General features: G+C 60.2%; 20 protein-coding genes. 12 read left to right on the top strand and 8 right to left on the bottom strand.

Translation table 11 applies throughout. The annotated features are described in order from the left end of the window. Positions 1-13 precede the first annotated feature (13 nt). On the bottom strand, positions 14-1,528 hold the full coding sequence (gene betC / locus GNF76_RS06120; protein ID WP_155582295.1) for a choline-sulfatase: 1,515 nt from the start codon (positions 1,526-1,528) through the stop codon (positions 14-16). A 103-nt stretch (positions 1,529-1,631) separates the two neighbouring features. On the opposite strand from betC, the gene GNF76_RS06115 reads away from it, so the two are divergent. From GNF76_RS06115 to GNF76_RS06090, 6 genes are all read left to right on the top strand, one after another. Continuing rightward, positions 1,632-2,582, top strand: a complete 951-nt coding sequence (locus GNF76_RS06115; RefSeq protein ID WP_155582294.1) for a choline sulfate utilization transcriptional regulator — start codon at positions 1,632-1,634, stop codon at positions 2,580-2,582. Between the two features lie 31 nt (positions 2,583-2,613). Beyond that, positions 2,614-2,940: a DOPA 4,5-dioxygenase family protein gene (locus tag GNF76_RS06110; RefSeq protein ID WP_155582293.1), complete on the top strand. Its 327-nt coding sequence runs from the start codon at positions 2,614-2,616 to the stop codon at positions 2,938-2,940. 103 nt (positions 2,941-3,043) lie between these two features. After that, positions 3,044-4,015, top strand: a complete 972-nt coding sequence (locus GNF76_RS06105) for a 2-dehydro-3-deoxygalactonokinase (RefSeq protein ID WP_155582292.1) — start codon at positions 3,044-3,046, stop codon at positions 4,013-4,015. Positions 4,016-4,024: 9 nt separating this feature from the next. Then, entirely contained in the window at positions 4,025-4,645 is a 621-nt protein-coding gene (locus tag GNF76_RS06100; RefSeq protein ID WP_155582291.1) for a 2-dehydro-3-deoxy-6-phosphogalactonate aldolase, read from the top strand. A 33-nt stretch (positions 4,646-4,678) separates the two neighbouring features. Beyond that, on the top strand, positions 4,679-5,827 hold the full coding sequence (gene dgoD / locus GNF76_RS06095; protein WP_149412796.1) for a galactonate dehydratase: 1,149 nt from the start codon (positions 4,679-4,681) through the stop codon (positions 5,825-5,827). A gap of 183 nt (positions 5,828-6,010) precedes the next feature. After that, positions 6,011-7,321 carry an MFS transporter gene (locus tag GNF76_RS06090; RefSeq protein ID WP_155582290.1) on the top strand — a complete coding sequence of 437 codons (1,311 nt, stop codon included), beginning with the start codon at positions 6,011-6,013 and terminating at the stop codon, positions 7,319-7,321. A 31-nt stretch (positions 7,322-7,352) separates the two neighbouring features. Here GNF76_RS06090 and GNF76_RS06085 read toward each other — a convergent pair whose 3' ends face one another. From GNF76_RS06085 to trpB, 3 genes are all read right to left on the bottom strand, one after another. Beyond that, positions 7,353-7,796 carry an anti-virulence regulator CigR family protein gene (locus tag GNF76_RS06085; protein ID WP_155582289.1) on the bottom strand — a complete coding sequence of 148 codons (444 nt, stop codon included), beginning with the start codon at positions 7,794-7,796 and terminating at the stop codon, positions 7,353-7,355. Between the two features lie 135 nt (positions 7,797-7,931). Beyond that, entirely contained in the window at positions 7,932-8,741 is an 810-nt protein-coding gene (gene trpA / locus GNF76_RS06080) for a tryptophan synthase subunit alpha (RefSeq protein WP_155582288.1), read from the bottom strand. Beyond that, on the bottom strand, positions 8,741-9,982 hold the full coding sequence (gene trpB, locus GNF76_RS06075) for a tryptophan synthase subunit beta (RefSeq protein ID WP_155582287.1): 1,242 nt from the start codon (positions 9,980-9,982) through the stop codon (positions 8,741-8,743). The genes trpA and trpB overlap by 1 nt, the downstream gene beginning before the upstream one ends. 115 nt (positions 9,983-10,097) lie before the next feature. Between trpB and GNF76_RS06070 the strand changes: the two genes are divergently transcribed. Further along, positions 10,098-10,994 carry a LysR family transcriptional regulator gene (locus tag GNF76_RS06070; protein ID WP_155582286.1) on the top strand — a complete coding sequence of 299 codons (897 nt, stop codon included), beginning with the start codon at positions 10,098-10,100 and terminating at the stop codon, positions 10,992-10,994. On the opposite strand, the gene GNF76_RS06065 is transcribed toward GNF76_RS06070, so the two are convergent. Next, a complete protein-coding gene (locus GNF76_RS06065; RefSeq protein ID WP_155582285.1) occupies positions 10,991-11,317 on the bottom strand; it encodes an ElaB/YgaM/YqjD family protein in 327 nt (108 codons plus the stop codon). The genes GNF76_RS06070 and GNF76_RS06065 overlap by 4 nt on opposite strands. Positions 11,318-11,473: 156 nt before the next feature. On the opposite strand from GNF76_RS06065, the gene GNF76_RS06060 reads away from it, so the two are divergent. Continuing rightward, positions 11,474-11,689, top strand: a complete 216-nt coding sequence (locus GNF76_RS06060) for a dodecin (protein ID WP_032857113.1) — start codon at positions 11,474-11,476, stop codon at positions 11,687-11,689. A gap of 116 nt (positions 11,690-11,805) precedes the next feature. Then, positions 11,806-12,036 carry a DUF1161 domain-containing protein gene (locus GNF76_RS06055; protein ID WP_155582284.1) on the top strand — a complete coding sequence of 77 codons (231 nt, stop codon included), beginning with the start codon at positions 11,806-11,808 and terminating at the stop codon, positions 12,034-12,036. A gap of 57 nt (positions 12,037-12,093) precedes the next feature. Here the strand turns inward: GNF76_RS06055 and GNF76_RS06050 are convergent, their stop codons facing one another. Next, a complete protein-coding gene (locus GNF76_RS06050) occupies positions 12,094-13,095 on the bottom strand; it encodes an LLM class flavin-dependent oxidoreductase (protein ID WP_155582283.1) in 1,002 nt (333 codons plus the stop codon). 215 nt (positions 13,096-13,310) lie between these two features. Between GNF76_RS06050 and GNF76_RS06045 the strand changes: the two genes are divergently transcribed. Together GNF76_RS06045 and GNF76_RS06040 are read left to right on the top strand one after the other, a co-directional pair. Further along, entirely contained in the window at positions 13,311-13,742 is a 432-nt protein-coding gene (locus GNF76_RS06045) for an OsmC family protein (protein WP_155582282.1), read from the top strand. 114 nt (positions 13,743-13,856) lie between these two features. Further along, positions 13,857-14,096, top strand: coding sequence for a DUF1161 domain-containing protein (locus GNF76_RS06040; RefSeq protein WP_155582281.1), 240 nt, complete (start codon positions 13,857-13,859; stop codon positions 14,094-14,096). On the opposite strand, the gene GNF76_RS06035 is transcribed toward GNF76_RS06040, so the two are convergent. Both GNF76_RS06035 and GNF76_RS06030 read right to left on the bottom strand, forming a co-directional pair. Next, a complete protein-coding gene (locus tag GNF76_RS06035; RefSeq protein ID WP_155582280.1) occupies positions 14,097-14,519 on the bottom strand; it encodes a PA0061/PA0062 family lipoprotein in 423 nt (140 codons plus the stop codon). A 42-nt stretch (positions 14,520-14,561) separates the two neighbouring features. Then, a complete protein-coding gene (locus GNF76_RS06030) occupies positions 14,562-14,975 on the bottom strand; it encodes a PA0061/PA0062 family lipoprotein (RefSeq protein WP_155582279.1) in 414 nt (137 codons plus the stop codon). 57 nt (positions 14,976-15,032) lie between these two features. Here GNF76_RS06030 and GNF76_RS06025 point away from each other — a divergent pair, with 57 nt between their 5' ends. Continuing rightward, positions 15,033-16,130, top strand: a complete 1,098-nt coding sequence (locus tag GNF76_RS06025; RefSeq protein WP_155582278.1) for an aminopeptidase — start codon at positions 15,033-15,035, stop codon at positions 16,128-16,130. Positions 16,131-16,204: the final 74 nt, after the last annotated feature.

Here is a 16,204-nt window from a genome sequence, read left to right as displayed (position 1 = left end):
CTTCCCCTTGGTTTTATTGGTTTTGGCAGGGTTGTGGGTAACGTGCTTTACGCTCCAGATCGTCAAGGTCGATATGGTTGCGCATGTACTGCTGACTGGCGTCCACCAGCGGCTGGTGGTCCCAGCTCTTCAGCTTGCCTTGGGTCAGCGCCTGGCTGACCAGGCGACGGCGGCGTTGGCTGGCGAGCACCTGCTGGTGGATCGCCGGGATGTCCCATTTGGCCCGCGCTTCGTTAAGGAATGCATCGAACAGCGCGCGGTGTTCCGGTGATTGGCTGAGTTCTTCCTGCTCACGCGGGTCGTTGTGCACATCGAACAATAGACACGGATCGTCTTCGCTGTAGATGAACTTGTAGGCGCCCCGGCGGATCATCATCAGCGGCCCGATGGTGCCCTCGGCCATGTATTCGCCGAACACTTCGTCATGCCCGCCCTGCCCTTGCAAGTGCGGGACCAGTGAGCGGCCATCCAGCGGCAAGTTCGCTTCCAGCTCGCCGCCGGCCAGCTCCACCAGCGTCGGCAGCAAGTCGGCAGTGGAGACCGCCGCCGTCACGCGGCCTGCCTTGAATTGCCCCGGCGCACTGATCAGCAGCGGCACCCGGGCGGCCATTTCAAACCAGTGCATTTTGTACCAGAGCCCACGTTCGCCGAGCATGTCGCCGTGGTCGCCGGAGAAGATGATGACGGTGTCATCTGCCAAGCCGGTGTCTTCCAGGGTTTTCAGCAGCTTGCCGACGTTGCTGTCGATGTAGCTGCAGGCGCCGAAGTACGCACGGCGGGCATCGCGGATCTTGTCCACAGGCAGCGGTTTGTCCCACAGGTCGTAGACCTTGAGCAGGCGTTGGGAATGTGGGTCGAGATCGGCCTGTGGCGGGGTTGCAGGCAGCGGGATGTCGTTGTCGTCGTACAGGTCCCAGAACGGTTTGGGAATGGTGTACGGATCGTGTGGGTGGGTCATGGACACGGTCAGGCAGAACGGCTGGTCGCCATCCTCACGAATATGGTCGAACAGGTACTGCTGGGCCTTGAACACCACCTCTTCGTCGAAATCCAGCTGGTTGGTGCGCACGCACGGCCCGGCCTGCAGCACCGACGACATGTTGTGATACCAGGTGGGGCGCACGTCCGGTTCATCCCAGTTCACCGCCCAGCCATAGTCGGCCGGGTAGATGTCGCTGGTCAGGCGTTCTTCATAGCCATGAAGCTGGTCAGGGCCACAAAAATGCATTTTGCCCGAGAGCGCGGTGCGGTAGCCGAGGCGGCGCAGGTAGTGGGCATAGGTCGGTACGTCGGCAGGGAAATCCGCCGCGTTGTCGTAGGCGCCGATCTTGCTTGGCAGTTGCCCGCTCACCAGAGTAAAGCGCGACGGTGCGCACAGTGGGCTGTTGCAATAAGCGGCATCGAACACCACGCCTTCGGCGGCGAGGCGGCTCAGGTTCGGCAGTTTGATCGGCGAAGGACCGTAGAACGGAAGCATCGGCGCAGCCATTTGATCGGCCATGATGAAAAGAATGTTCTTGCGCTTCATGGTTTCGCGGCATTCCATAGTCGATGTTTATGCGATTGAGCATGCAGGCCATGGAAAACGTGGTAAAGCCCATGAAAAGCAATGTCTAGGATAAGCACCGCTTATGTATGAATCCCTCGGCGACCTGTCATTGGATCTGCTGCGTGCCTTTGAAGCAGCAGCGCGGCAACGCAGCTTTACCGCTGCGGCAATGGAGCTGGGCACGACCCAGCCCGCCATCAGCCAGCAGATCAAGCGGCTGGAAGAGCAATTGGCGGTGCGCCTGTTTGATCGCATCTACCGTGGCATTGAACTGACGGAGGCTGGCGCCCTGTTGTTCGAACACGTCCAGGCTGGCTTGCAGAACATCAACCTTGGCTTGAGCACCATCACCCAACAGGACCAGCACGAAGTGCTGCAAGTGGCGACCGACTTTGCCTTCGCCGCCTACTGGCTGATGCCGCGCCTGCATCGCTTCCATGAAGCCAATCCGCAGGTGGATGTCAGCCTGGTCACCAGCGAGCGCAATCACGCGACGTTGCGCAGCGATATCGATGTAGCCGTGCTGTTTGGCGATGGCCGTTTCAAACAGGGAGAGAGCCTGTGGTTGTTCAACGAAGAAGTGTTCCCGGTGTGCAGCCCGCAGTTGCTCAAGGACCGCACGACCCCGTTGTCGATACAGAGCCTGCAGGAGTGCCCGTTGCTGCACCTGCGCCAGGAAAATAACAGCCAGTGGTTCGACTGGAGCGGCGTGTTCCGCGAACTGGGCATCACCGCTGCGCCAACGCCTGGCCAACTGCGCTTCGATAACTACACGCTGTTGATCCAGGCGGCGATTGCCGGGCAAGGCGTGGCCATCGGCTGGCGGCACCTGGTGGATAATTTGTTGGAGCAAAAGTGGCTGTGCCGACCGATTGGCGACACGGTGATCTCACGTTTTGGTTATTACGTGGTACTGCCCCAGCGCAAACGTCGAGGGCAGTTGATCGAACGCTTTGTCGACTGGCTGGTGGCGGAACAAGCCCGCAGCGCACAATCCCTGACCGGCCTGGCCCTGCCGTCCATTGCGGTCTAGGATTTGCCGATCATTGAATCCGGAGCCTGTCATGCCACGTATCAAGGGCTACCACGCCCATATCTACTTCGACGCCAGCACCATTGACCAGGCGCGCAAGCTCTGCGAAGAGGCCGCGCAATTGTTCCCGCTGCGCATGGGCCGAGTGCATGAGCGCCCGGTAGGTCCGCACCCGGACTGGAGTTGTCAGCTAGCGTTCGAGCCGGAATACATCGGTGTGGTCTTGCCGTGGCTGGCGCTCAATCGCAACGGTCTGGTGGTGTTTCTGCATCCCGATACCGGCGATGACTTGAAGGACCATACCGAGCATGCGATCTGGATGGGTGCCATGCGGACATTGGACTTGTCGATATTCTAGTGATTTGCATTCCCTATATATGGGACTGATATTTATATATTGAGACTTTGCCGGTCTTGGGTTTATATTCGCCTCATCCGCTCAGAACACTTCAGGTGAAGCGATGCAGGCGCAATTGATCGCGCTCGATTGGGGAACCAGTTCCCTTCGTGCTTATAAGCTCGGCCCCGCAGGCGTCGTCCTCGAACGACGCGCATTGGCGTCGGGGATCATGCACCTGCCCACCGAGGCGCGGGTTATCGCCGGCGTTCTCTGTTGCGATGGCTTTGAGTTGGCGTTTGACGCCGCCTGCGGTGATTGGCTGGATGAGCAGCCCACGCTCCCTGTCATCGCCTGCGGCATGGTCGGCAGTGCGCAGGGCTGGAGTGAAGCGGTTTATCGCGACACCCCGGCCGATGTCGCCACCCTCGGCCAGGCATTGCACGTTGTGCGCAGTCTGCGGGGCGTGGATGTGCATATCGTGCCCGGTGTGATCCAGCGCGGCGGCTTGCCTAACGTGATGCGCGGCGAGGAAACCCAAGTCCTCGGTGTGTTGCAAAGTCTGCCGCTGGACCTGACCCACCGACGGTTGATTGGCCTGCCGGGCAGCCATTCAAAATGGGTCGAGGTGGTGGAAGGCTGTATCACCCATTTCGACACCTTCATGACCGGCGAGCTGTTCGCCGTGCTCAGCCAGCACAGCATTCTGGGACGTACCCAGCAACCGTCCGCGCAGTTCCAGGCCGAGGCATTTGATCGGGGCGTGCAGGTCGCGTTGTCGACGGACGGCCAACGCGGGCCGCTATCGACGTTGTTCAGCGCCCGCACGCTGGGGCTGACCGGTGAGCTGGCGGGCGATGAGCAAGCGGACTATTTGTCCGGATTGCTCATCGGTCATGAACTGTTGGCACTCAATAGCGACCCGCAGCCCGACATCGTTCTAGTGGGCAACACTCAACTGTGCACCCGCTACCAACGTGCGCTGGCACTCTGCGGCTTCTCCCACGTGACTCTCGCACAAGAGGCCACCGAGCGCGGTTTGTGGCAGCTGGCGGCGGCCGCCGGGCTGGTTCCTGCATCCGTTCAACCTGACTAGAGGCCCGACATGCTCAAGCAAGCACTGACACACAACGGTTTGATTGCGATCCTGCGGGGCGTGCGTCCTGAAGAGGCAGCGGGCATCGGCCAGGTGCTGTACCAGGCTGGTTTTCGGGTGATCGAAGTGCCACTTAACTCACCGGATCCGTACACCAGCATTCGCACCCTGCGCGATACCTTGCCGGCCGATTGCCTGATCGGTGCCGGCACCGTGCTGACACCCGAACAGGTGACGCAGGTGAAAGCCGCCGGCGGCCAAGTGATCGTCATGCCCCACAGCGATGCCAAGGTGTTGCGGGCGGCCAAAGCGGCGGGCCTGTACCTCTCGCCCGGAGTCGCCACGCCCACTGAAGCCTTCGCTGCGTTGGCCGAAGGCGCCGATGTGTTGAAGCTGTTCCCCGCCGAGCAAATGGGCCCGGCGGTGGTCAAGGCCTGGCTCGCGGTATTGCCGGCCGGCACGGTGTTGCTGCCGGTGGGCGGGATTACGCCAGAGAACATGCAGGTGTTTTTCGACGCGGGCGTCAAAGGTTTTGGCCTGGGCTCCGGGTTATTCAAGCCGGGCATGACCGAAGATCAAGTGGCGAGCCGCGCCCAAGCCTACATCGCGGCCTGGAACGCCTTGGGCTGATTACCTTTCTCCCTCTACAAGAGCGATAAGAAGATGAAAATCACCAAACTGACGACCTTCATCGTCCCGCCGCGCTGGTGCTTCCTCAAGGTCGAAACCGACCAGGGCGTGACCGGTTGGGGCGAACCCGTGGTCGAGGGCCGCGCCCATACCGTGGCCGCCGCTGTGGAAGAGCTTTCCGACTACTTGATCGGCAAAGACCCACGCAACATCGAAGACATCTGGACCGTGCTCTATCGCGGTGGCTTCTACCGTGGCGGCGCGATTCACATGAGTGCGTTGGCCGGCATCGACCAGGCGCTGTGGGATATCAAGGGCAAGGCCCTCGGTGTGTCGGTCAGTGACTTGCTGGGTGGTCAGGTGCGGGACAAGATCCGCGTCTATTCCTGGATCGGCGGCGACCGTCCGGCAGACACCGCTCGTGCCGCTAAAGAAGCTGTCGCCCGCGGTTTTACTGCCGTGAAAATGAACGGCACCGAAGAGCTGCAATTTCTCGACAGTTTCGAAAAAGTCGACCTGGCTCTGGCCAACGTGGCCGCCGTACGCGATGCGGTGGGCCCGAACGTCGGTATCGGTGTGGACTTCCATGGCCGGGTGCACAAGCCCATGGCCAAGGTGCTGATGAAGGAGCTGGACCCTTACAAATTGATGTTTATCGAAGAGCCGGTGCTCAGCGAAAACTACGAAGCGCTGAAAGAACTGGCGCCCTTGACCAGCACCCCGATTGCCCTCGGCGAACGGCTGTTCTCCCGCTGGGATTTCAAGCGTGTGCTCAGCGAAGGCTATGTCGACATCATCCAGCCCGACGCGTCCCACGCCGGTGGTATCACTGAAACCCGCAAGATTGCCAACATGGCCGAAGCCTACGATGTGGCCCTGGCGTTGCACTGTCCGCTGGGCCCGATTGCCCTGGCGGCGTGCCTGCAACTGGACGCGGTTTGCTACAACGCGTTCATCCAGGAGCAGAGCCTGGGCATCCATTACAACGAGAGCAACGACCTGCTGGACTACGTTCGCGATCCGGGGGTTTTCGATTACGACCAAGGCTTCGTGAAAATTCCCAACGGGCCGGGCCTGGGCATTGAGATCAACGAGGAGTACGTGATCGAGCGTGCTGCCATCGGCCACCGCTGGCGCAACCCGATCTGGCGCCATGCCGATGGGAGTTTTGCGGAGTGGTAAGAACACCACTGACTCTCTGAATAAACGCGGTCAGTGTGGGAGCTGGCTTGCCTGCGATAGCGGTGGCACATGCAGCATCAGCCTTGGTTGGACCACCGCCATCACAGGCAAGCCAGCTCCCACCTTTGATCCGGTTTCTTCAGTAAGACCTGTCCTCAATAACCATAAGAAGAGGCACTCCCCATGCAACCTGAATCCTTCACAGGGCAGGCGAAGCTGGTCACGCCCAGCCGAAAGCGCTATTTCATCATGGTCCTGCTGTTCATCACCGTGGTGATCAACTACCTGGACCGCAGCAACCTGTCGATTGCCGCCCCGGCCCTGACCAGCGATCTGGGCATCGACCCAGTGCATGTGGGCTTGATCTTCTCTGCCTTCGGCTGGACCTACGCCGCCATGCAAATCCCCGGTGGCTGGCTGGTGGACCGGGTGCCGCCGCGCATTCTCTACACCGCTGCCTTGCTGCTGTGGTCGGTGGCGACGGTGATGCTCGGTTTTGCCGCCAGCTTCATCGCGTTGTTCGTCCTACGCATGGCCGTTGGAGCCCTGGAGGCTCCGGCGTATCCCATCAACAGTCGCGTAGTCACTACCTGGTTTCCCGAGCGTGAACGGGCCACGGCCATTGGTTTCTACACCTCCGGGCAGTTCGTTGGCCTGGCGTTTCTGACACCGGTGCTGGCCTGGCTGCAACATCACTATGGCTGGCACATGGTGTTTATCAGCACCGGTGCTGTTGGCATCCTCTGGGCGGTGATCTGGTATGCCGTCTACCGCGAGCCCCGGGACTTCAAGGGCGTCAACGCTGCGGAAATCGAACTGATTCGTGCGGGCGGCGGGTTGGTGGACCTGTCTTCGCAAACGGCCAAGCGCAAGGAACCGTTCAGTTGGGTCGACCTGGGCATCGTGCTGAGCAAGCGCAAACTCTGGGGAATCTATTTGGGGCAGTTCTGCCTGAACTCGACGTTGTGGTTCTTCCTGACATGGTTCCCCACCTACCTGGTGAAATATCGTGGCATGGACTTCATCAAGTCCGGCCTGTTGGCGTCCCTGCCCTTCCTGGCAGCGTTTATCGGTGTGCTGTGTTCCGGGCTGTTTTCCGATTGGTTGATTCGTCGGGGCGCTTCCGTGGGATTTGCCCGAAAACTGCCGATCATTGGTGGGTTACTGATTTCCACAGCGATCATCGGCGCCAACTATGTTGATTCAACGGCCTGGGTGATTGCCTTCCTCGCAGTAGCATTCTTTGGCAATGGCCTGGCGTCGATTACCTGGTCGCTGGTGTCGACACTGGCGCCCGCGCGGTTGTTGGGGCTGACGGGGGGCGTGTTCAATTTCATCGGCAATCTGTCGGCGATCACCACGCCGATTGTGATTGGCTTTCTGGCCACAGGGGATTCGTTTGCGCCGGCGATCACGTATATCGCAGTGCTGGCGTTGCTCGGGGCATTGTCCTACGTGTTGCTGGTGGGCAAGGTCGAGCGTATCGAACTGTAGGAGCGAGCTTGCTCGCTCCTACAGGGAGTGGCTAGTACAGCGCGCCGTCCAGAATCTGATAGACGATGCTGGTGCCAATCGCGATCAACACGATATCCCCACCTGAGCGGCGCCATTCGTAGCCAGGGTATTGCGGCAGATGCGCCAGGGCACGATTGTCCAGGCGCTCACCGTAGTAGTTACGGGGCAGTGGTTGGCCTCTGACCAAGCGGATACCGGGCGGCGGTGGCGCGCCACGGCGGAAGTCATTGTGGTTGTCACGGATGACTTGACGCACCGGGCCGAAGTCTTGAGGTGGACCACCCCGGCGATTGTCTTGGGGGCCGCGATTATCATTGCCCCGTTGTTGAGATTGGCCTTGGGGGCCTCCGCGATCAGGTCCGCCGCGCTGGTCAGGTGGTGCTGCTTGCACCAGGGCGCAGGCACCGAGCATCAGCACGCCTACACCGGCAATCAAACGTTTGGGCATCTTCATCGTGGGGCTTCCTCACGGTACGAATAAAAAAGGGATTTCGAACGAGGTTCGAAATCCCTTGGTCTTGCTGGTTAGGCCGTGATTCAGCGGCATGATTCCTCTGTATCAGGAACTTTACCTCTTGCTACAAGCCGCTTACTTGCGAGCACTGCGGACACCTTCCGACAGCGCGGCACACAGGCTCAAGACGCCATCGATTGCCTGCTGATCGTTACTGGCATTGGCGATGTGATCGATCAACGCCGAGCCCACCACCACACCGTCCGCCAGGCGCGCGATGGCTGCGGCCTGCTCCGGGGTGCGGATACCAAAACCGATGCTGATGGGCAGGTCGGTATGGCGGCGCAAACGAGCGACGGCTTCTTCAACGTGCTCCAGGGTAGCGGCGCCAGCACCGGTCACACCGGCAACCGACACGTAGTACACAAAGCCGGAGCTGCCATTGAGTACGGTCGGCAGACGCACATCGTCGGTGGTGGGTGTCGTCAGGCGGATAAAGTCGATACCGGCGGCCTGGGCCGGGTCGCACAGCTCGCCGTTATGTTCGGGTGGCATATCGACCACGATCAGGCCGTCAACGCCTGCTTCCTTGGCATCGCTGATGAAACGCGGCACGCCGTACATGTGAATCGGGTTGAAGTAGCCCATCAGCACCAGCGGTGTGTCGCTGTTGTCCTTGCGGAACTCACGGACCATCTGCAGGGTTTTCGCCAGGTTCTGCTTAGCGGTCAGCGCACGGATGTTGGCCAGTTGAATGGCCGGGCCGTCGGCCATCGGGTCGGTGAAGGGCATGCCCAACTCGATCACGTCGGCACCGGCCGCCGGCAGGCCCTTGAGGATCGCCAGCGAGGTGTCATAACCCGGGTCGCCGGCGGTGACGAAGGTCACCAGGGCGGCGCGGTTTTGTTCTTTCAGTTGCGCAAAACGCGTTTGCAGGCGGCTCATTAGTGTTTCTCCTGCGCAGACGGCTCTTGTTGAGACTGTTCCATGTGGTGCATCACGGTTTGCATGTCTTTGTCGCCACGGCCGGACAGGTTGACCACCATCAGGTGATCCTTGGGCAGGGTCGGGGCGCGCTTGAAGACTTCGGCCAGGGCGTGGGCGCTTTCCAGTGCCGGAATAATCCCTTCCAGGCGGCAGCATTTGTGAAAGGCGTCGAGGGCCTCGTTGTCAGTCACCGAGGTGTACTGAACGCGGCCGATGTCATGCAACCAGGCGTGTTCAGGGCCGATGCCGGGGTAGTCGAGGCCGGCGGAAATCGAGTGGGCGTCGATGATCTGGCCGTCTTCATCCTGCAACAGGAAGGTGCGGTTGCCGTGGAGCACGCCCGGTACGCCGCCGTTGAGGCTGGCAGCGTGTTTGCCGGTTTCGATGCCATGACCGGCCGCTTCGACGCCGATGATTTCCACACGGGTGTCATTCAGGAACGGGTGGAACAGGCCCATGGCGTTGGAGCCGCCACCGATGCACGCCACCAGGCTGTCGGGCAGCCGGCCTTCCTGGGCTTGCAACTGGTCACGGGTTTCCTTGCCGATCACCGCCTGGAAGTCGCGGACCATGGCGGGATACGGGTGTGGACCGGCCACGGTACCGATCAGGTAGAAGGTGCTGTCGACGTTGGTTACCCAGTCACGCAGGGCCTCGTTCATTGCATCTTTGAGGGTGCCGGTGCCGGCCACCACAGGGATTACTTCGGCGCCCAGCAGCTTCATGCGGAACACGTTGGCCTGTTGGCGCTCGATGTCGGTGGTGCCCATGTAGATCACGCATTGCAGGCCAAAGCGCGCGGCGACGGTGGCAGTGGCCACGCCGTGCATGCCGGCGCCGGTCTCGGCGATGATGCGCTTCTTGCCCATGCGCCGCGCCAGCAGAATCTGGCCGATGCAGTTATTGATCTTGTGAGCGCCGGTGTGGTTCAGCTCTTCGCGCTTGAGGTAGATCTTGGCACCGCCGCAGAACTCGGTCAGGCGTTCGGCGAAGTACAGCGGGCTTGGGCGTCCGACGTAGTCGCGCTGGAAGTAGGCCAGTTCTTCGTTGAAGGCCGGATCGATCTTCGCCGCTTCATATTCGCGGGCCAGGTCGAGGATCAACGGCATCAGGGTTTCCGCCACATAGCGGCCGCCGAACGCGCCAAACAGGCCGTTGGCGTCAGGGCCGTTGCGTAGATCGGTCTGGGTCTGAGTCATGGGACGCTCCAGGGCTGCTAAAAGAGGAATATGCAAACAATGACGGCCACTCTACCCCTGACGCTTTGCGGTGAAAACCGATAAGATCGCCGTAACCTGTCAGGAAAACTCACAGATGAATCGAGACCTTCCGCCCCTCAATGCCCTGCGCGCGTTCGAGGCCACTGCCCGACTTAATAGCGTAAGCCAGGCTGCTGAGCAGTTACATGTGACCCATGGTGCAGTCAGTCGACAGTTGAAAGTGCTGGAAGAACACTTGGGTGTCAGTCTGTTCGTCAAGGATGGGCGCGGCCTTAAACTCACAGATGCGGGCATCAGGTTGCGGGACGCCAGTTTTGAGGCGTTTGAGCGCTTGAGGGATGTCTGCGCAGAACTCACGCAAAGCAGTGCGGATGCGCCGTTTGTACTGGGTTGTTCAGGAAGTTTGCTGGCCCGGTGGTTCATACCCCGATTGGGGCGTTTGAACGCCGAGTTGCCGGACTTGCGCCTGCACCTCTCGGCGGGTGAAGGCGATCTTGACCCCCGACGCCCTGGGCTGGACGCGCTGCTGGTGTTTGCCGAACCGCCATGGCCCGCTGACATGCAGGTCTACGAATTGGCCAGTGAGCGTATCGGTCCGGTAATGAGCCCGCGCTTTGTTCATTACGAGCGTCTGCGCCAGGCTTCTGCCGAGGTGCTGCTGGGCGAATCCCTGTTGCACACCACCTCGCGTCCGCAAGCCTGGCCCAGTTGGGCGCACCACCACGGGATCGATTCCGGCGCGTTGAGATATGGGCAGGGTTTCGAGCATTTGTATTATTTGCTGGAAGCCGCCGTGGCCGGCCTGGGGGTGGCGATTGCCCCTGAGCCGCTGGTGGCGGAAGACTTGCGGGCGGGGCGCCTGGTTGCGCCGTGGGGGTTCAGTGAAACCCCGGCGCAACTGGCGTTGTGGCTACCCAAGCGCGCCGCAGATGGGCGCGCTCGGCAACTGGCGCACTGGCTCAAGGCTGAACTGGCGCGCCAGGACGTTTAGTCGCCGCGTTTGCACAGCAGGTAAGCGGCCAGCAGGCCCAGCGCGCCGATGGCGACACCGGCAGTAGTCCATGGGTGTTCCTGGGCGTAGTCCCGAGTGGCAGCACCGGTTTCACGGATTTTGACTTTGCTTTCTTCGTAGGCGTCGCTGATCAGGTGACGTGAATGCTTGAGGGCATTCTCGGCGTTGCTTTTCAGGGCCTTCAAGGTTTTGCGCGACTCGTCCGACGCATCGTCCTTGAGGCTCTCAAGGGATTTGAGCAGGCTCGAAATCTCGGCTTCCATGCTTTCCAATGACGCTTTACGCAACGAGGTGTTGGCCATGTGGGCTCTCCTGGAGTGATTGAGTGGCGTGTGTTGATTCCGACTCCGGCGGTTTCAGAAAGTGCAGTAAATCTGAACTTTCGAGTGGGAAGGGCCGCCAGAAGCAGTACGAAGAATCACTGCTAGGCTTGATTAACGACTAAAGGAGAAACGGCCATGTCTGATCATCACACCTACAAGAAAGTCGAATTGGTGGGCTCGTCCCCTACCAGCATCGAAGACGCCATCAACAATGCCCTGGCCGAAGCCAGCAAGAGCATCAAGCATCTTGAGTGGTTTGAGGTGACCGAAACCCGTGGGCATATCAAGGATGGCAAGGCGGCGCATTTCCAGGTCACCCTCAAGGTGGGCTTCCGTATTGCCAATAGTTGATTGCGTGGGTTGAACTTGCGCGCTGGCCGATTGCCATAAGCTGCGCTACAACCTTAGGGGGACCGACGCGCCATGTGTCGGTGCGCTCTTTTCAACCAGCGCAAGGAAAGTAACGGATGAAAAACTTCTTTTTGGTAACAGGTTTGGCGGTAGGTTTGTTGGGGGCGGGCACAGCCCTGGCGGCCAAGCCGTGTGAAGAGCTGAAAAGCGAAATTGCAGCGAAAATCGATGCCAAAGGCGTTCCGCATTATTCGCTAGAAATTGTCGACAAAGGCGCTTCTGCTGGCGGCACGGTAGTCGGTCGCTGCGACGGTGGCACCAAGGAAATCGTCTACAAGCGCGGGTGATCCCGTGTTTCAGACGTAAAAACCGACGCAAGTGCGTCGGTTTTTTATGCCTCGCGTTTAACCCTTCATCACCTGCGATAGCAGCTCGTAGGAGTGAATCCGATCAGCGTGCTCGTACAAGTCGCAGGTGAAGATCAGTTCATCGGCGCCGGTTTGCTCCACCAACACTTCCAGCTTGGCGCGAATCTTCGCCGGGCTACCGACCATCGCCAGTCCGAGGAAGCTGCCTACGGCGTCTTTCTCATGGGGCAGCCACAGGCCATCCATGGTTTTCACCGGTGGACGCTGTACCAGGCTTTGCCCACGCATCAAGGCGAGGATTCGCTGGTAAACCGAGGTGGCCAGGTAGTCGGCCTGTTCATCAGTGTCGGCGGCTACCAGCGGGATGCCGAGCATCACGTAAGGTTTGTACAGCACCGCCGAAGGTTTGAAGTGGTTGCGGTAGACGCGAATCGCCTCGTGCATCAGGCGCGGTGCGAAATGCGAGGCGAAGGCGTAAGGCAAGCCGCGTTCCCCTGCCAGTTGCGCGCTGAACAGGCTCGAACCCAATAGCCACACGGGCACGTTGGTGCCGGTGCCCGGTACGGCGATCACCCGTTGGTCCGGGGTGCGTGGGCCCAGGTAGGCCATCAGTTCGGCTACATCTTCCGGGAAGTCATCGGCGCTGCCGGAGCGTTCGCGGCGCAGGGCGCGGGCGGTCATCTGGTCGGAGCCGGGCGCGCGGCCCAGGCCCAGGTCGATTCGGCCCGGGTAGAGACTTTCCAGGGTGCCGAACTGTTCGGCGATCACCAGTGGCGCGTGGTTGGGCAGCATCACCCCCCCGGAGCCGACCCGAATGGTCGAGGTACCGCCGGCCAGGTAGCCCAACAACACCGAGGTCGCCGAGCTGGCGATACCGTCCATGTTGTGGTGTTCGGCTACCCAGAAACGGTTGTAGCCGAACTTTTCCACATGTTGGGCCAGGTCCAGGGAATTGCGCAGTGATTGCGCTGGACTGCCGTTGGCCCGCACGGGCACCAGGTCGAGGGTCGAGAACTTCACGTCGGACAGCGGTTTCATAAGCCTGCTTCTCCAAGGGTGCGCAGGCTTTTTGACGAACCAAAACCTGCCGCTTCATGTGCATGTTCTATGCAATGAGGGCATATACCCGAGATTCAATAGCGGGCCACGAAATTGCCTACGCGGTGGATGGCTTTGTCCTATAGGGTGAACTTTGCCAGAGCTTCTATCCTCAGAATCCTTATAGACGCAAAACCACAGTTGAGGAGACAGCTATGAGTATCAAGAAAAAAGCATCGGCTCATTGGGAAGGTGATCTGAAAACCGGCATCGGTTCGATTTCCACGGAAACCGGTGTGCTGCGCGACGCGCCCTACGGCTTCAAGGCCCGTTTCGAAGGCGGCAAGGGCACCAACCCCGAAGAGCTGATCGGCGCTGCCCATGCGGGGTGTTTCTCCATGGCCTTTTCCATGATTCTTGGGGATGCCGGGCTCAAGGCTGACAGCATCGACACCCAGGCCGAAGTCACCCTGGACCAGGTGGATGGCGGTTTTGCGATCACCGCCGTGCACCTGACCCTCAAGGCGAAAATCCCCGGCGCCAGCCAGGCGCAGTTCGATGAGCTGAGCAAGAAGGCCAAGGAAGGATGCCCGGTGTCCAAGGTGTTGAATGCCAGGATCACGTTGGATGGCACCCTGGTTAGTTGATCCAAGCCCCTTGCAGGAGCGAGCAGGCTCGCTCCTGCCTGTGCAAATGTGGTCGAATAGATGACTGCAGCGTGAGCGCACACTCGTGCGCGATGCATTTAGGGAGCTTCACTCATGAAACGTTTTGCCTTGGCGATTATCTGCGGTGCACTGGCGACTTCGGCCCTGGCCGCGCCAAAAGACTGTGAAGAGCTCCGTAAGGAGATCGAAGTCAAGATTCAGGCCAATGCCGTTCCGTCCTACACCCTGGAAGTCGTCAGCAAGGAAGAAGCCGACAAGCACGATAGCGCTATGGTCGTCGGCACCTGTGAAAATGGCACCAAGGCCATTGTTTATCAGAAGAACAACGACTGATCAGAGGCAGTTGACGCTGCGTTCTTCGGCCAGCAACTGGCGCGCTGCGTTGTACAGCCGGATGTTCGGGGTATAGGCCAATGACCGCCCTTCCAGGCGGTACCGCTGGCCGGCTTCGAAATGGTCGTATTGCACGGTGATGAAGCAGGTCCGTTCATCCGTTTGCCCCAGCCCGCCGAAGCTGCCGCCGGTAGGCACTTCGAAATCAAAACGCACCATCAATTCGTGGCTACCGGGCGGGACCTGGAAGAAGCGCCCGTCGGTCAGGTTTTTTCCATCCAGGCGTTGAGCCATTACCAACTTGGCCCCGGGTGTCGGGGTGGCAAAGTCGATCCAGGCTTGTTGTGGATCGACTGGCGGGATGGGTGTCGACGTGCAGGCGCTTAGAAAAATCGCGGCAATCGGAAACAAAAGCGGACGCATGTTAAGCACTCGACGCTAGGAATAGCCCCAGCATAGCGCCGATCAACTCTGTTGGCAGCCTGCGGGTTTGGCTTGGCTGATGACCTTGTGATCCTGGTCATACAGTTTGGCCCAGGCCCTGAAACCAGTGCTACCAGCCTGTACCTGGTAACGCTCGCCGGCGCTGAAGTCCTTGAACGTCAGGTTGAGCCGGCAATCGCGCCACAGGCGCTGCGCATCGGGGCCGATGTTGGTGGCCTCGACGGGGAATTGATAGCGCACGGTCAGCTCATGGCGACCCGGCGGCACTTCGAAATAACGTTTATCGGTGGTGGTCTTGTCATCGACTTTCAGCGCGTGCAGCGCCGCTTCTTGACCGTTGTCGAGGTCAATCCAGGCCTGGGCCGGATCGGGGTCCGGTAACCCGACGCAACCCGTCAGGATCAGCACACTACCGGTCAGCATGAACATGCGCATGGCAAAACTCCGTGCAAGCGAGATAGTCTGGCGGGCAGACTCTCCGAGGTGGTGGTAATGGTTGGGCGTTGGTGTTTACGTCATGGGTTACTTGATCGTCATTTCCGGTTTTTGTTTCCGGTTCTCGTGCTTTGGCTGCTCAACGGTTGTTCGAGCGTGGGTTACTACGGCCAGTTGGCGAGCGGCCAGTGGCAACTGCTGCGTGCCCGGGAACCGGTAGCCCAGGTGATCGCAGACCCTTCGCGGCCACAGGTACTGCGCGATCACCTGGCCCAATCGCAGAAGGCCCGCATCTTCGCCAGTCAGCACCTGCACTTGCCGGACAACCGAAGCTACCGCCTGTATGCCGATATTGGCCGGCCCTTTGTCGTCTGGAATGTCTTTGCTACGTCCGAATTTTCGTTGTCGCCACAGACTCACTGCTTTCCGATTGCCGGCTGCGTGGCCTACCGGGGCTATTACAGCCAGGGCGCGGCCCGTGGTGAGGCAGCGTTGTTGCAGCAGCAAGGCATGGACGTGTCGATAGGTGGCGTCGAAGCCTATTCCACACTGGGTTGGTTCAATGACCCGATCATGAGTTCGATGATGAGCTGGGGCGATGAGCGCCTGGCCACCCTGATCTTTCATGAGCTGGCGCATCAGCGGTTTTATGTGAAGGACGACACCGAGTTCAACGAGTCGTTTGCCACCTTTGTCGAGCAGGAAGGCACTCGCCAGTGGCGTGCGGCTCGGGGGTTGCCACCGGCCAGTGTGTCGGCGGTGAAGCAGCGGGATCAGTTTATCCAGCTGATTCTCGACACTCGTGAGCGCCTGGAGCGTTTGTATGTGCAGCCACTGTCGGCAGACAACATGCGTTTCGCCAAAGCCGCTGAGTTTGAGCGCTTTCGCAGCGACTACCGGCAGATGCGCGATGCTCAATGGAGCGGTGATAAGCGCTACGACACTTGGGTCAATGCGCCGATGAACAATGCGCGGCTGTTGCCGTTTGGCTTGTATGACCGGTGGGTGCCGGCGTTTGCAGCGTTGTTCCGGCAGTCGGGCGGGGATTGGCTGAAATTTTATACGGCGGTGGAGAAGCTGGGCGGGTTGCCGGGGGATGAGCGCAAGCAGGCGTTGAGCCGGTTGGAAGGACCTGATCCTGTAGTTGGCACATAGGGCCTCATCGCGGGCAAGCCCGGCTCCCACATTTTGATCTGTGTACCCAGGTCAAATGTGGGAGCGGGCTTGCC

The organism is Pseudomonas spelaei, assembly GCF_009724245.1.
Classification (GTDB): domain Bacteria; phylum Pseudomonadota; class Gammaproteobacteria; order Pseudomonadales; family Pseudomonadaceae; genus Aquipseudomonas; species Aquipseudomonas spelaei.
Note: the sequence above shows the minus strand (reverse complement) of the source record. Positions and strands in the feature narration are given on the sequence as shown.

What these genes read in the sequence shown, in the direction of transcription:
- betC (WP_155582295.1), bottom strand. Translation starts at nt 1,528, where the DNA reads ATGAAGCGCAAGAACATTCTTTTCATCATGGCCGATCAAATGGCTGCG.
- GNF76_RS06115 (WP_155582294.1), top strand. Translation starts at nt 1,632, where the DNA reads ATGTATGAATCCCTCGGCGACCTGTCATTGGATCTGCTGCGTGCCTTT.
- GNF76_RS06110 (WP_155582293.1), top strand. Translation starts at nt 2,614, where the DNA reads ATGCCACGTATCAAGGGCTACCACGCCCATATCTACTTCGACGCCAGC.
- GNF76_RS06105 (WP_155582292.1), top strand. Translation starts at nt 3,044, where the DNA reads ATGCAGGCGCAATTGATCGCGCTCGATTGGGGAACCAGTTCCCTTCGT.
- GNF76_RS06100 (WP_155582291.1), top strand. Translation starts at nt 4,025, where the DNA reads ATGCTCAAGCAAGCACTGACACACAACGGTTTGATTGCGATCCTGCGG.
- dgoD (WP_149412796.1), top strand. Translation starts at nt 4,679, where the DNA reads ATGAAAATCACCAAACTGACGACCTTCATCGTCCCGCCGCGCTGGTGC.
- GNF76_RS06090 (WP_155582290.1), top strand. Translation starts at nt 6,011, where the DNA reads ATGCAACCTGAATCCTTCACAGGGCAGGCGAAGCTGGTCACGCCCAGC.
- GNF76_RS06085 (WP_155582289.1), bottom strand. Translation starts at nt 7,796, where the DNA reads ATGAAGATGCCCAAACGTTTGATTGCCGGTGTAGGCGTGCTGATGCTC.
- trpA (WP_155582288.1), bottom strand. Translation starts at nt 8,741, where the DNA reads ATGAGCCGCCTGCAAACGCGTTTTGCGCAACTGAAAGAACAAAACCGC.
- trpB (WP_155582287.1), bottom strand. Translation starts at nt 9,982, where the DNA reads ATGACTCAGACCCAGACCGATCTACGCAACGGCCCTGACGCCAACGGC.
- GNF76_RS06070 (WP_155582286.1), top strand. Translation starts at nt 10,098, where the DNA reads ATGAATCGAGACCTTCCGCCCCTCAATGCCCTGCGCGCGTTCGAGGCC.
- GNF76_RS06065 (WP_155582285.1), bottom strand. Translation starts at nt 11,317, where the DNA reads ATGGCCAACACCTCGTTGCGTAAAGCGTCATTGGAAAGCATGGAAGCC.
- GNF76_RS06060 (WP_032857113.1), top strand. Translation starts at nt 11,474, where the DNA reads ATGTCTGATCATCACACCTACAAGAAAGTCGAATTGGTGGGCTCGTCC.
- GNF76_RS06055 (WP_155582284.1), top strand. Translation starts at nt 11,806, where the DNA reads ATGAAAAACTTCTTTTTGGTAACAGGTTTGGCGGTAGGTTTGTTGGGG.
- GNF76_RS06050 (WP_155582283.1), bottom strand. Translation starts at nt 13,095, where the DNA reads ATGAAACCGCTGTCCGACGTGAAGTTCTCGACCCTCGACCTGGTGCCC.
- GNF76_RS06045 (WP_155582282.1), top strand. Translation starts at nt 13,311, where the DNA reads ATGAGTATCAAGAAAAAAGCATCGGCTCATTGGGAAGGTGATCTGAAA.
- GNF76_RS06040 (WP_155582281.1), top strand. Translation starts at nt 13,857, where the DNA reads ATGAAACGTTTTGCCTTGGCGATTATCTGCGGTGCACTGGCGACTTCG.
- GNF76_RS06035 (WP_155582280.1), bottom strand. Translation starts at nt 14,519, where the DNA reads ATGCGTCCGCTTTTGTTTCCGATTGCCGCGATTTTTCTAAGCGCCTGC.
- GNF76_RS06030 (WP_155582279.1), bottom strand. Translation starts at nt 14,975, where the DNA reads ATGCGCATGTTCATGCTGACCGGTAGTGTGCTGATCCTGACGGGTTGC.
- GNF76_RS06025 (WP_155582278.1), top strand. Translation starts at nt 15,033, where the DNA reads ATGGTTGGGCGTTGGTGTTTACGTCATGGGTTACTTGATCGTCATTTC.